This window comes from Planktothrix pseudagardhii, from assembly GCF_904830925.1.
Lineage (GTDB): Bacteria > Cyanobacteriota > Cyanobacteriia > Cyanobacteriales > Microcoleaceae > Planktothrix > Planktothrix tepida.
Genome location: NZ_LR882967.1, coordinates 5,891,194 through 5,905,142, shown reverse-complemented (window position 1 = coordinate 5,905,142; position 13,949 = coordinate 5,891,194). Strand labels below are relative to the sequence as shown.

Annotated in this window: 9 protein-coding genes; 2 read left to right on the top strand and 7 right to left on the bottom strand. The window is 37.7% G+C overall.

Annotated features, from left to right (window positions below):
• Nucleotides 1-20 precede the first annotated feature (20 nt).
• Together NMK36_RS25550 and NMK36_RS25545 are read right to left on the bottom strand one after the other, a co-directional pair.
• On the bottom strand, nucleotides 21-188 hold the full coding sequence (locus tag NMK36_RS25550; RefSeq protein ID WP_254174941.1) for a hypothetical protein: 168 nt from the start codon (nucleotides 186-188) through the stop codon (nucleotides 21-23).
• 222 nt (nucleotides 189-410) lie between these two features.
• Nucleotides 411-962 carry a DUF3421 domain-containing protein gene (locus NMK36_RS25545; RefSeq protein WP_254174940.1) on the bottom strand — a complete coding sequence of 184 codons (552 nt, stop codon included), beginning with the start codon at nucleotides 960-962 and terminating at the stop codon, nucleotides 411-413.
• Nucleotides 963-1,165: 203 nt separating this feature from the next.
• Here NMK36_RS25545 and NMK36_RS25540 point away from each other — a divergent pair, with 203 nt between their 5' ends.
• Entirely contained in the window at nucleotides 1,166-2,968 is a 1,803-nt protein-coding gene (locus tag NMK36_RS25540) for an NACHT domain-containing protein (RefSeq protein WP_072717897.1), read from the top strand.
• 46 nt (nucleotides 2,969-3,014) lie between these two features.
• On the opposite strand, the gene NMK36_RS25535 is transcribed toward NMK36_RS25540, so the two are convergent.
• The 3 genes from NMK36_RS25535 to NMK36_RS25525 form a co-directional block, all read right to left on the bottom strand.
• Complete coding sequence (locus NMK36_RS25535) at nucleotides 3,015-5,249, bottom strand: CHASE2 domain-containing protein (RefSeq protein WP_254174939.1); 2,235 nt, start codon at nucleotides 5,247-5,249, stop codon at nucleotides 3,015-3,017.
• Nucleotides 5,250-5,280: 31 nt separating this feature from the next.
• On the bottom strand, nucleotides 5,281-6,063 hold the full coding sequence (locus NMK36_RS25530; RefSeq protein ID WP_254174938.1) for a DUF928 domain-containing protein: 783 nt from the start codon (nucleotides 6,061-6,063) through the stop codon (nucleotides 5,281-5,283).
• A 172-nt stretch (nucleotides 6,064-6,235) separates the two neighbouring features.
• Nucleotides 6,236-8,971 carry a CHAT domain-containing tetratricopeptide repeat protein gene (locus NMK36_RS25525; protein WP_083579900.1) on the bottom strand — a complete coding sequence of 912 codons (2,736 nt, stop codon included), beginning with the start codon at nucleotides 8,969-8,971 and terminating at the stop codon, nucleotides 6,236-6,238.
• Between the two features lie 114 nt (nucleotides 8,972-9,085).
• Between NMK36_RS25525 and NMK36_RS25520 the strand changes: the two genes are divergently transcribed.
• A complete protein-coding gene (locus NMK36_RS25520) occupies nucleotides 9,086-9,859 on the top strand; it encodes a hypothetical protein (protein ID WP_139294973.1) in 774 nt (257 codons plus the stop codon).
• Between the two features lie 70 nt (nucleotides 9,860-9,929).
• On the opposite strand, the gene NMK36_RS25515 is transcribed toward NMK36_RS25520, so the two are convergent.
• Both NMK36_RS25515 and NMK36_RS25510 read right to left on the bottom strand, forming a co-directional pair.
• Nucleotides 9,930-12,026 carry a M3 family metallopeptidase gene (locus tag NMK36_RS25515; protein WP_254174937.1) on the bottom strand — a complete coding sequence of 699 codons (2,097 nt, stop codon included), beginning with the start codon at nucleotides 12,024-12,026 and terminating at the stop codon, nucleotides 9,930-9,932.
• Nucleotides 12,027-12,154: 128 nt separating this feature from the next.
• Complete coding sequence (locus NMK36_RS25510) at nucleotides 12,155-13,822, bottom strand: serine/threonine-protein kinase (RefSeq protein WP_254174936.1); 1,668 nt, start codon at nucleotides 13,820-13,822, stop codon at nucleotides 12,155-12,157.
• Nucleotides 13,823-13,949 lie beyond the last annotated feature (127 nt).

The following is a 13,949-nucleotide window of genomic DNA, read 5'->3' as shown; positions in this document are numbered from 1 at the left end:
GGTTTTTCATTATACCCTATTTAGATGCTTAACAGCTTACCAGCAATAATATCAAAATACTCTCTCAATTCTTTATCGGGATTGATTGCTTTCAGCTTATCTTCAACTTCTTCTAACATTGAGGCAGTTAAAAGTCCGCGAATACCGCCACCATCAAAAGAAAGAATTCGACGAGGTTTGTCAAACATTTTAGTTACTCCTTGATATCTATTGATTTGAGGCTACCAAGAAAAATATCAATTTAAAATTGATTGATAGCCTGCAAATAGTCTGGATTTCTGGTTTGCTTTTCTTAGACTAACTTTCTAACTCGCTGATTGACAGTAAGAAAAGGTGATCAAAAGTGATCGCTTTTCCTTCACTCCCAGTAAGAGCAAAGATGTTTCTTTTTTAGATTGGCTACAAAATCATTATCTTAATACTAAGATTTTCATGTTAGTTCCAGTAAAAAATTTTTCATCACCCCCATAAGGTATATAGCATTGATCACTACCAGAATGATATCGTCCTATTGTCCAACCACCACCAATAGGAACAGCACAAATAAAGATTTTGTTTCCATCTGAAGTACGACCGCCGATAATTGCACCATCAGGCTCAAAACTTCCAGTTTTAGCTACCCAAATTGCTTGACCAGAAACTACATTGAGAACTCTATAGTTTGAATAACCGAATTCCCGACCGCCATAGGAAATGAGACACTTTTGAAGACCAGGTGATAGTTTACCAGGCAGAACAAAACTACCTCTAGAATCCGATAAGCTAACTTGACAGACGAAGAATTGTTCATCATTGATATTGACTGGATTATTAGACAAAGCACCATTTCTGCCATATACCCATGATATTTCTCCTGCATTTACTAAAGGAGAAAAGGAAAAATTAAAAGCTAAACACCCCAGGGTACTGAGGAAAATTAATTTTGGCAATTTCATTTTTGCTCCTCCGAAAATCATTTTCATAATCCTATTCCTCCTTAACTCTCCTTGAGTTATTAGACTTTCTAACTTGATGTTCCTAGACTAACTTGATCACTTGTTGATTGAAAGTAAGAAAAGGTGATCACTTTAATGTAAAGAAACCTGAAGATAAACGAAGAACAGTAAAAAAAGTAAGAAAAGGTGATAAAATACAAATCAAGTGAGAGTGAGGGGGGTAACAAACCATGCCAGAAATGACACCTGATGAAGTTTTGGTGCTATTAACTCCTCTGTTTCCATCAAATGGGTTGAGTGATACTCAAGAACTGGTGTTGCGGGAGTCTTGGCAAGGAAAATCCTATCAACAAATTGCCCAAGCCTTTGAGTATGATACAGATTATATTAAAGGGGTGGGTTCTCAGTTATGGAAATTGCTCTCTCAAAGCTTAGGAAAACCTGTTACTAAAACTAACTTACATTCTGCAATTAACTGCTACGTCTATCAATCCAAACAGGGATCTACTCAGTCTGAGATTGTATCAAAACCCTTAACGGTTCCTGATTGTTCTTCCTGTGAAAAGAAAAGAATAGCGGAAAGAGTAGAATTACAAAAAATCAGAGATTATCCTAACGCCTATCATTTAACCGCAGCGATAGATGTCTCCTTTTTTTATGGTAGAAGCACTGAACTTTCGACCCTGAAACACTGGATTTTAGAAGAGCATTGTCGCTTAATTGCAATGGTTGGGATGGTAGGAATTGGCAAAACGGCATTATCTGTTAAACTGACCCATGAAATTAAGCAACAGTTTGAATTTGTTTTCTATTATAACCTTAATACTGGTTTATCTTGTTCTGAATTACTAACAGAAATATTTAATTATTGTTTGATTAATCTTCCCTTAGCACCTCCAAAATTTTCTGAAAGAATTGAAGTCAAAATTTTACAGTTTATTGAATATTTACAACACCATAAATGTTTAATTATTCTTGATGGTTTTGAAGCTGTTTTTCAAGATGGAATGTTAACGGGACACTACCGAAATGGATATGAAGACTATCGGAAACTTCTGCAACAACTGGGAGAAATTAACCATCAAAGTTGTATTGTGATTACCAGTCGAGAAACTCCTCAAGAAATTGCTGTTTTAGCCGGGAATACTTTACCTGTTCGAGTCTTAAAGTTAAAAGGTTTAGATTTTGAAGCTGGAGAAATAATTTTAAAACTTAAAGAGATTAAAGGAACTTCATTAGATTATAAAAAATTGGTTACTTATTATTCAGGTAATCCGCTTTTATTAAAAATTGCTGCGACATCAATTCAAGATTTATTTAACTATAGTATAGCAAAATTTATACAGGAAAACAAGATTATTTTTAATGGAATAAGAGCAATATTAGATCAGCAATTCAATCAGTTATCAGAATTAGAAAAAAAGATTATGTACTGGTTAACGATTGAAAGCAAACCTGTTTCTAGTACACAACTTGTAGAGGATTTATTTCCTCCTGTCTCTGAACCTGCATTACTGGAAAGCTTAGAGTCTTTGCAACGGCGATCGCTGATTGAAAAAAAGAGTTTAGGATTTACTCAAGATTATTTAATTAGAGCTTATATTAGGGAAAGAATCATTGAACATTTTTATCAAGATTTAACCGGGGAAAATCACAAAAATACTCCTCGTTGTTGCCCGTTATTTTTCATCTTGCAAAATTACCCAATTTTCAAGGTAACTGCCAGCGATGCTGTTAAAAATTATCAAATTTCGGCTTTTGTTAAACCTTTAATTCAAAAACTTTTAGTCCGATATAAAAGTTCAGAAGATGTTGCTGAAAAGTTGAATCTGATTTTAATCAAACTTCGAGAAATCAAAATCCCTTATGGTTATGCGGTTGGGAATTTAATTAATTTATTGTGTTTTCTCAACACGGATTTATCAGGAGCAGATTTTTCAGGATTATCCCTATGGGAAGCGGATCTGAGATCCCTAAATTTAGAACAGATGAACCTAAAATATTGTGATCTCAGTAAGTCAGTGTTAGTATAATGTTTCCTTAAAAAGGGGGGAGATGTGTAGCATACATTTAAGGATTTCATATAACGATAGTTTTATACAGTTGACTGAGATATTTTTCAACCTCTGGAGGTTTCATCGTAAACTGAATATAAAATGATCCAAATTCAGCCGATTTTTCTAGGACTTTTGCATAAATATCATCACTCCATTGTTCGGGTTCTAATTTTATATTAATCTTTAAATTTGTTAAGGCTTCTGGAATAATATCATTATTGGCTTCCGTAACAATTAAAGCACTTTTTTCGGATAATTCAACTAAACTTCCCATTAATAAACTTTCACTAATGTTTTTCCCTTCTAAAATCGAATATTGTAAAACAATCGGTGTCGGAAGCGGATAGAAATGTTCTTCTTCCTTAGAAATAAATAAATTATAGGGTATGCCAATTCCTCCGACTTCATAAATGGTAATCGGTTTTTTGACCCCTTTGGGTTGGACTAATTTTTGATTGTCAATTTTAACTAAATCTTCCCCTGCTTCCTTTAAGGTCATTTCAGAAATTAAAATTTGTCCTCCCGTTGTATAGGATTCAACGCGATAAGCTAAATTCACTTGATTCCCGACAACGCCGTATTTTGTGCGTTTTTCTGACCCAATATTTCCAACGACAACTTCCCCCGTATTAATCCCAATTCCCATATCTAAAGGAGACAAATCCCACTGTTTTAATTTTTGATTGACTTTCTCCATTGCTAATTGCATCGCCACCGCACAAGCAATCGCCCGTTGAGCATCATCTTCTCGTAAGGTGGGAGCACCAAATAACACTAAAATTCCATCCCCCATAAACTCATCAATGGTTCCTTGATAAGTGGTAATAACATCCGCCATTGAAGATAAATAGAAATTTAAAATTTTGACCACTTCTTCCGGTTGTAAACGTTCAGACAAAGCCGTAAATCCCCGTAAATCCGACGTTAAAATGGTAATTTTTCGTCGTTCTCCTCCTAGTTTTAACCCTTCGGGTTTCTCCAGTAAATTAGAAACTATTTCAGCACTTAAATAACGTCCAAAAATATTGCGAATATCCGCCGCAGAACGGGCAATATAAGCGGTAATGGCAATGGCTGAACCTGCTAATGCTAAAAAGGGAGGAACAACGGGAATCCACCATCCGTTAATAAAGAAAAGATAGGTACTTCCGAGTAAAACTCCCGTTGCTAAAATCGAAATCAAAAACTGTCGTGCAATTAATAATTTAACTTTAGCCGTCGCTCTAAATTTCCAAGTTAAAATTGCCCCAGTTCCTGACCAGAGAAATATCCAAATCCATTCTAAGGGATCGGGAAGGGTTTGAATTAAAGGACGATGATCTAAGGCTGTACTAATAATTTGGCTTGCTATATTGGCATGAATTTCTACCCCAGACATTCTTTCGTTAGCAGATAATGTGTAGGGCGTTGACATTAAATCTTTGAAGCTTTCCCCTATAGATCCAATTAAAATAATGCGATTTTTTCCCCAATCTTTAGGAAGTTTATCGGTTAAAATATCTTTAAAGGAAACCGTTTCAAAACTTTGATTAGATCCTCGATAATTTAAAAACACTTGATACCCTCCAGCATCGGCTCGGATATAACCGCCATCGTTTTTGGCAAAGGGTTTAAATACAGTGTCGTTGAATTTCCACCAATTATTGGTTCCTGGTACAATTTCGGGTGCAATTCCTTGAGAATCTAAATAAAACATCGCCAAAAACAATCCTAAACTGTAAACCGGTTGTTTTTGATCATTTTTAACAACTAACAAAGCCCGCCGGATAATATTATCTTCATCTAAAATTAAATCATTCGCAGCGACTCGATTTTTTCCTTTTAAAATTGGTGGAGCAGCCACAGATTCTAAGGATTCATCTCCGACAACTTTTTCAATTCCAATTAAATTAGGAGTCTCTGCAAAAAGTTGAAGTAACCGAGCATGACCGGGTTCAAACGGTAAATCTCGATAAATATCTAACCCGATTGCTGTGGGTTTCATGGCGACTAATTTTTGGATTAAGTCAGCATAAATTTCATCAGGAACGTAACCTTGACCAATATATTTCATATCCGCTTCATCTAACCCCACAATTGCAATCCGTTGATCACGGGGTTCCGGGGGACGCAAGCGCATATATTGGTCATAAACTGACCATTCCCAGGATTGTAAAATCCCTGAAAAACGCAGCAGAATTACAAGACCCGCCATGACTGGGGTTGTAATCCAAATGCCACGCCACTCCCACATCAATTGTTGAATTTTTGCTCTCATAGAGCGTATTTTAGCGTGTATATTGTAGGGTTTATTGGGCAGATTGCTCTTCAGAATTGCTTACTGTTGATTCAGGTGCAAAAGGAGCGTCTATAATCGATTCTTCAATTTTAATAGAAGTCAGTAAACTTTTCCATTCTTCTTGTTGAGAATCTCGTAACTGAGCTAGGCTCATTAATGTATCTTGCCAGATGTTTTCACGGGCATAAATTTCTGCTTTTTTTAATGGATTTTGGGTTTGTTCTAATTCCTGTTTTAGGGTTGGTGTAAGCTCATTTCGCTGAATATAAACCCCTACAAAATCTTCTGTCGGATCTGAAAAATTAGAAGTATTACAAGTAATGGCAAATGTCCATTGATATTTAATTCCGGGTTCTAAGGTTACAGTCTTAGGTAATGGGATTTTCACAATACTGGGTTCTAAAGGGAGTTTAACGTTTGTCTTGTAAAGAGTAACATATTTATTTTTATTAGGGTTATAGATTAACTCAAATTCACCCTTTAAGATCTGGGACTGATTAAGTTTAGGAATATAAACAAAGAACGTTGGGTTAGCAGAAACCGTTAAGGTATTCTGACTGGGGACTAAAGCTGTCAGTTTGGTATTATCTAACCCACAGCTTGTTCCTCGTGTCCCTCCTCCGGCGGTACTCACTGGCCCATCACCCTTGGGGGCATCAGGAAATTTTAAACTGATTTCCATGGGGGAATTGACCCCGTTTTTAACTGGAGCAGGAATGATAGCTAGACTCGCTGTAACAGGCAACATCATGCCTAAAATCAAACTCAAATAACCGACAGACTTGATAACCATGAGATTATGCCTCCTTATGCCCATGACGATGATCATAAGATGCACCATCCAAAATAGAAAACTTGCATCCGATCAAAATTTGCTTGAGTACGCAATTCGCAAATGATGGGGACTTATGCCTCTGAGACTGTCTTAGGGACTTAGAAGTTGCCAAGAGACTGATTTTCTTGATTTAATTGGGAAGTTTTTGCCATTCTCCCTGCAAAGTAAATCCTGACCAATAATAAGGGGGTATCCATTCTGAGGTTTCATTCTGCTGCATTTTAATTTGTGCTTGTCGTAAAGCGGCAACTGGAGATAATCCTTCTTCTAATATTCCTTGATAAAATTTCGCCATTAATTGGGAGGTGGCTTGATCATCAACTCTCCATAAACTCACCACCACTCGACTCGCACCTGCATACATAAATCCTCGTGTTAAACCTACTAATCCTTCGCCTTTTATTTCCTGACCTAATCCGGTTTCACAGGCACTTAATACCACTAATTCTACAGGTAAATTTAAGTTGAAAATATCATAGAGTCGTAAAAATCCATTTTGAGATTGTCCACTTTGATCCACTAGAGAAAATACTAAACCTGATAATTCAGGATTTTCACTATTGAGTAAACCATGAGTGGCAAAATGAATAAAACGATATTGACTCAGTTGAGAACTTGTTGCGGTTTCTCTATTTGCGTTAAAGCCGATTTCTTGCAAACTTTCCTGCTCAGGAACTAAGGCTAAAATCTGTTTAGCTTCTTCTTGGGTAAAGGGTAAACGATCAAATAAAACACCGGATTCTCTGGCTGAACGTTCTAAGTCGGGTGAAAGGGATTTAATCGCTTTAGAAACGACAGCTTTTAATCGTTCATCCGTTGAACTAAATACTGGATCAGCTAATACCGCTAACAGTTTTTCAGCCGGTTTTCGAGTTTGGGTTTCTTGTCGTATAATTCCTAAAACTGAAGCGGAGGGTAACGTTAATAATTCATGATTATTAATTAAAGGGATCGGATCGCCTTTGCTGTTTGTTTCTGCTAAAGGAAGGGCAGCAAAGGGAATATATTGTAATGCCCCATCAGCTACAATCAGCAATCTTTTATTGGCTAAGAGTGGAAGGGGAGGAAATACCATTTCTCTTAAGGTTTTCCCTGTTTCTTCATAGAGCGATTGCCGCATTCTCTTACTGGGTAAAATTAAATTTTCCCGAAAGGTTTTAACGCTTGTTTTAATTGCTTCTTCTCCGGGTAAATCATAACTTTGAATACGATTAGGGGTAACAGCCCATAAATAACTCCGGTCTTTTCCCAGGGAATATTCTAATAAAACGGTATTTTCATCTAATAGTTTTTGAATCTCTGATAAATTTAATGGCTGAGGTTGAGTTAAAGCAGCATAATGGGGATTATTTTCCCGAATTTCCCCTAAAATTTGATTATACTGTTGCAGTAACGTTTCAATTTCTTGGTTAATTTCATCTTTTTGAATAATCGTATGGGGTTGGCTTAAAAGTTTAATGCGTTGTGCTTCTAAAGCGGATAATTTTTGTCTTAAGGTTTGTTTTTTCTCTAAAAGTTTAGAATCAACACCAGAGGTAATTTCTCCTTGAGCTTCTGCTAAAATATCTAATAGAGAACGGGCTTTGGCTCGTTCACTGATTTGTAACGCTTTTCCATCCCAACCTTGGTTGGGTTGTTGTTGATTGAGTTCCATTAATAAATCAATATAAAATAGATAATAATCCTGTTTAGAAGCTAAGAAAGAAGCTCTTAAATCTTGATTGGCAATTTGTGTCCGCAAGTCTTCAATAATGGTTAAAGCGGTTTCAATTTGAGCGATCGCTTCCTCAAACTTTCCCTGTTTTCGTTTAACTGTTGCGACTCGATATCGAGATAATGCTTCTTTAGGGCGATCGCCAACTTCCTGACGAATCTGTAAGGCTTTATTATAAAATTCTAAGGATTGCTCTAACTTCCCTTGTTGGAAATAAACAAACCCAATATTATTAAAGGTACTCGCTTCTCCCGTGCGATCGCCAATTTTTTGCCACAGCGTTAAGGCTTGATTATAATTTTCTAAAGCGGGTTCTAATTGATTCAAATTAGCATAAACAAATCCAATATTATTTAATGTTGCTCCTTTTCCTCGCTGAATATGAATGGCAGAATGATCGCCCAATTTTTGAATCACCTCTTCCCATAAACTTAAAGCTTGTTTATAATTATCAAGGGCGGTATCAAACTGGTTTAACGTGGATTTGACTTGACCAATATTATTTAAAATAGCTGCGATATTCGCCGGATTTCCTAAAGGCTTTACTAGAGCTAAAGCTTGATTATAATAATTCAGAGCTTGTTGAAATTCCCCTAAATTAAAATAAACAAAAGCCATTTCATTCAAAGTCGCCAACCCCCCTGTTTTAAAATTAAGAGTTTCCCAGAAAGGAAAAGTTTGATTGAGAGTATCTAAGGCTTGTTGGTATTCCCCTAATTGAGCATAAATTTTAGCAATAGAAATTAAAGTTGTAGCTTGAGTTTGTTTGTCTTGGAGGGTTTGAGTTAAAATCAGTAATTGATTATAACAGTTAAGAGCCTGGGGATATTCCCCTAAATTTCCATAAACAGAACATAAAAAATTGCGAGTCACGGATTCTTGCTGAGGATTATTCGCTTCTCGCCATAAACGTAACGTTTTTTCCCACTCTTGAATCGCCTTCCGAAATCCGGCTACTGTTCCTTCTCGATATCCTTTCAATCCTTGATTAAAACTATTTTCTGCGCCAGAATTAGAATTAAGAATTTCTGCGGATTGCCATTGTTGTGCGATCACAGGTAAAACTATTCCTGAAGCCAAAAAAGATGCCAGAATCAGGATACAAAACCAAACTCTGAAAAATTTATTTTTGCTTCTGAGTTTAGGTATCATTACTTAATTCCTACTTTAATCCCAGTGCTTAGGATTCAGCTTTAGTGATAATTTTAGCTGACTCAGTATCCCGAATTACTAAAATTTAAAATTTTCTCATTCTTCTCTTAACCTATGTTCATTCTTCCAATTGTGTCTCGGTTGTTTAATTTTCTTCAATCTTCTCGTGATTGGAGACGAATTTTTATCAGTTTAATCACCGGATTTTGTGTATTTTTAACGGTGGGATTTTTCCAACAATATACCGTTGCTCAAGTTAATCTTGCCATCATTCAAGAAATTTTAGATGGGGATCAAGTTTTTATTCAAGATAATCAAGCAAAAGTAGAAGATAAAGCAGAATTTGGGCAAATTGTTCTGACTAAAGTATCTCGCGCCGGAGTTTTATTTAATAATGGTGCTGCGGGACGCATGGATTCTAATTCTGTTGTTACCGTCGGTCAATGTGTGGAAATAAAACAAGGAAAAATTCTCGTCAGTGGCCCTATTAATGGATGTATTGCTGGGTTTACGGTTGGGGTTGAAGGAACAATTTATGTCCTAGAAACGATGGATGGAAATACAGGGGATATTAAAGTTTTGGAAGGAACTGTAGAGGTGAGTTCCAGCACAGGAAGTGGAAAACCTGTACAAGTCAAGGAAGGGGAAAAAGTATCCGTTTTACAAGGAATTTTAAGCGAAGTCATTCCCATGACCCCTGAAGAAATTGCCTCTATTTTATCCGGTCGATTATTCTCAGGATTTACGATTCCTGTAACCCCAGAAGGAGCATTATATTCTCTGTGTTCTCGTCTTTTACCTGGATTTAGTTGTTCTACAACCGGAATTCCCACACCTTCATTTCCGACTCCTCCAGTTCCCGTTCCAATTCCCCGTTTACCCTTCTAATGATCTAAAAAATCAACCCCAACACTGATAACTGATAACTGATAACTGATAACTGATAACTGATAACTGATTAAGCTGCAACTAAACCACTATGAATTAATAAAGGTTTTGTGCTGGGTTCCCGCCCTCGGAAGGCTTTAAAGACTTCCATCGGATGTAAACTTCCCCCTAATGCTAACACCGTATCTCGGAAGCGTTTTCCCGTTTCCGAAATAGCTTTTTCATCTTCTAATCCGGCTTCTTCAAAAGCAGCAAAAGCATCAGCGCTCAATACTTCTGCCCATTTATAACTGTAATATCCGGCAGAATAACCGCCTGCAAAAATATGACCAAAGGCACATAAAAAGGCATCTTCCGGTAGAGGTTTAATAATCATTGTGTTCTCGGCAATACGGTTGCGAACATCACTAATGGTTTCACTTCCTCCCGGTTGATAACGATGATGTAATTCAATATCCACAAACCCAAAATGTAGTTGTCTTAGCATTCCCATTCCACTCATATAGGTTTTAGCCGCTAACAACTTTTGATAATAATGTTCGGGCAAGGTTTCTCCGGTTTGATAATGTTTTGCCATGCCGAATAATGTGGCTTGATCATAACACCAATTTTCCATAAATTGGCTTGGTAATTCTACCGCATCCCATTCCACATTATTAATGCCAGCCGCCGCCGCATAGTTAACGGTTGTTAACATATGTTGTAACCCGTGACCAAATTCATGAAATAACGTTTCTACTTCTGTAAACGTCATTAAACTGGGTTTATCATCAACGGGAGGAGTTTGATTACATTGTAAATAAGCCACCGGTAATCGCACTTTTGTTTCGTTATTTTCCACGAATTTAGCGCGAGTAATACATTCATCCATCCAAGCTCCACCCCGTTTTTCGGCGGGGCGACTATAGGGATCTAAATAGAAATAAGCGATGGGATTTCCGCTTTCATTGGCAACTTGAAAATAGCGGACATTTTCATGCCAAATTGGAGCTTGACCATCGGCGGGAGTAATCACAATTCCAAAAATCCGATGAACTAATCCAAATAATCCATCTAAGACTTGGGGTAAGGCAAAATAAGGCCGTAATTCTTCATCCGTAAAGGCAAATTTTTCTTCCCGTTGTCGTTCTGACCAAAAGGCAATATCCCAATGTTGTAAATTCTGGGCTTCTTCGGCTCCTTTTGAGGTGGCAAAAGCCTTTAAATCCTCGAATTCCTGTTGCGCCGAATCATAACTGACAATGCGTAATTCTTCTAATAACGCTTCCACTGCTGCCACATTCGGAGCCATTTTACTGGCTAAACTAAGTTCAGCATAGCTCTTGAAACCTAGAATACTAGCTTTCTGTTTTTTGAGTGCTAAAATCCGTTCAATTAAAGGAAAGTTATCTAAATCTCCACTGGAAGCCCGACTAATATAACCTCGATAAACTTTTTCGCGTAAATCTCTCCTCTGGCTATATTTTAAGAAGGGGCCAAAACTGGGAGCATCTAACGTAATTCGCCAGGGGCCATTTTCCGAGGTAGCAGTTTCTGAGCCTTCTGCACGGGCAGCTTGAGCCGCTAAACTGAGTAAACTGGGGGGTAAACCTGCAATTTCTTCCGGCGTTGTTAAGGTTAAACTAAAGGCTTTTGTCGCATCTAAAACATGATTAGAAAATTGAGTGGAAAGGTCAGCTAATTCTAATTGAATGGCATTAAAATGATCCCGTTCTTCTCCTTCTAATCCCACCCCTGATAATTCAGCATCTCGCAGGGCTGTATTAATAATCCGTTGTTGAGCCGAATCTAATTGATCCCATTCATCGCTGTTTTTTAACTGTTTAAAAGCATGATAAATGGCTTGACTTTGATTCAATTTATTGATAAATTTTACAACATTCGGTTGAACGGTTGCATGGGCAGTTCTCAATTCCGGGCTATTTTTTACACCCATTAAATGCCCAACAATTCCCCAACTCCACGTTAACCGTTCTTGTAATTTTTGTAGGGGTTCGACTAATTCTGTCCAGGTTGGTTTTACCTGGGTTTCTAAGGTAACGAGATCCTGTTCCAATTCCGTTAACAGTTGCGTTATTCCCGGAACAACGTGCTCCGGTGTAATCTGTTCAAAAGGGGGTAATCCCTGTCCCATCAGTAGTGGGTTTTCTGGGGTTGTTAAACTCATACTTCTGTTTTCTTCCATTTAGGGGGTCAAATACCTTATATGGTAAACAGAAACCCGATTTCTAGCTAGTCCCCCAAGGATTTTTTTATCCCAAAACTCCCATTTTTGCCAATATCCGCTACAGTCTGTTAAAACCACCAGCACCACAATTTCCGTTTTCCATTGGGTCGAATTGTACGCCAATTCAATTTAGCCATGGCTAATTGTTCATCACTCACAATGGCATGGGTTAGATTAGCACCACAGAGATTAACACCCCGCAAATTTGCTCGATTTAAGCAAGACTCTCGGAGATTAGCACCGCGTAAATCAGCCCGTTCTAAATTAGCATTACTTAAATAAGCTTTAACTAATTGAGCATTCCGAAAATTCACCTCTGTTAATCTAGCGCGACCAAAATTTGCCTCTGTTAAATCGGCTCCTTGAAAATTGCTATTACTTAAACGGGATTCGTAAAAATTAGTTCCCGAAAAATCAAAATTTTCTAAATTTAAACCGCTTAATTCACAGTCTGCAAAATCACGTCTTCCTTTAATATAGGCAGTCTTTAATGTATTTTCAGTCCATTTGGGCGTTGTCGGGGGAAGACTGCTTTTAGTATTATTAGAAACCGTGTCATAAATCATGGTTCTGGGAGAACCTTCCGTCGCACTCATGCCACTAACAAAAGAGTTATCATCATAAATATCCGTATCCCCACCCAAATTGCCCTGTTTTTTCTTCGCGACTCGCTGATTTCTGGCTCGAATTTGGGCAGCCATACGCTGTGAAGGTAACATCAACGAGGTGTTGGGTTCATTTAAAAAAGTAGATTCATTTGTAGAGTTTGTTAATTTGGGGTTAGGAGTCGAGGTAGATTTTTGCTGCGTTACCATCCCTTCTGCCAACATTCCATAACTCGATTCAGAATCTAATGCCCGCAGAACATCCTGCGCCGATTGATAGCGATATTGTACAGAAAATTCTAACATCCGTTGCAATATATTGGCAAAGAAATCACTAACATCTAAATGGGGAAGCCACATAATTTCCCCCGTCACTGAATTGCTTTCAAACGAATTAGGAGACTTTCCAGTCATTAAATAAACACAAGTCATCCCCACTGCATAAATATCACTGGCATAAACTGGACGTAAGGCCATTTGTTCAGGAGGAGCAAACCCCGATGTGCCAATGGCAAAATTAGTAAAAGCAGTTTGTCCAGTTCCCATCATGGTTGCTTGATTGACTTGATCTTTTACCGCTCCAAAGTCAATTAAAACCAAATTTTGATCAATTCTCCGTCGCAAAATATTAGCAGGTTTAATATCTCGGTGAATAACTTCTTGACTATGAATATAATTCAACAATGGTAAAATTTCGCGCAGGAATTTTTTGGCTTGTGCCTCGTTAAAAACTCCTTTTTCTTTGACTTCTTGTTTTAAGGTATAACCATCAATATATTCTTGTACTAGATAAAATTGTTTTCCCCCAACAAAATAATCGATGAGGCGAGGAACTTGAGGATGATCACCAATTTTACCGAGGGTTTTTGCTTCCCGTTGAAATAACTCTCGCGCCATTTCTAAAATCCGGGCTGATGTAGCAGTAGGACGCAGTTGTTTAACAACACAACTCGGACGTCCGGGTAACGACATATCCTGAGCCAGAAAGGTTGCTCCAAACCCCCCTTTTCCCAAGGGTTGAATCACTTTATAGCGATTTCTCAACAACAATTTTGAACCACAAGCCTTGCACTTGAGGGCATCATCTACATTTTCTGGTTGAGGGCAGGCTGGATTGACACAGTAGCTCATGGTGTTTGAGATTGCTTTGTACCAGTGGACGGAGGACTTGCAAAACCCATACTAATCGAATTAAGCCACATCAAAGAACAACATAGGAGGTTCCTGGGAACTTTGACCTGAATGTAGGCTTTGGCAT

What these genes read in the sequence shown, in the direction of transcription:
- NMK36_RS25550 (WP_254174941.1), bottom strand. Translation starts at nt 188, where the DNA reads ATGTTTGACAAACCTCGTCGAATTCTTTCTTTTGATGGTGGCGGTATT.
- NMK36_RS25545 (WP_254174940.1), bottom strand. Translation starts at nt 962, where the DNA reads ATGAAAATGATTTTCGGAGGAGCAAAAATGAAATTGCCAAAATTAATT.
- NMK36_RS25540 (WP_072717897.1), top strand. Translation starts at nt 1,166, where the DNA reads ATGCCAGAAATGACACCTGATGAAGTTTTGGTGCTATTAACTCCTCTG.
- NMK36_RS25535 (WP_254174939.1), bottom strand. Translation starts at nt 5,249, where the DNA reads ATGAGAGCAAAAATTCAACAATTGATGTGGGAGTGGCGTGGCATTTGG.
- NMK36_RS25530 (WP_254174938.1), bottom strand. Translation starts at nt 6,063, where the DNA reads ATGGTTATCAAGTCTGTCGGTTATTTGAGTTTGATTTTAGGCATGATG.
- NMK36_RS25525 (WP_083579900.1), bottom strand. Translation starts at nt 8,971, where the DNA reads ATGATACCTAAACTCAGAAGCAAAAATAAATTTTTCAGAGTTTGGTTT.
- NMK36_RS25520 (WP_139294973.1), top strand. Translation starts at nt 9,086, where the DNA reads ATGTTCATTCTTCCAATTGTGTCTCGGTTGTTTAATTTTCTTCAATCT.
- NMK36_RS25515 (WP_254174937.1), bottom strand. Translation starts at nt 12,026, where the DNA reads ATGAGTTTAACAACCCCAGAAAACCCACTACTGATGGGACAGGGATTA.
- NMK36_RS25510 (WP_254174936.1), bottom strand. Translation starts at nt 13,822, where the DNA reads ATGAGCTACTGTGTCAATCCAGCCTGCCCTCAACCAGAAAATGTAGAT.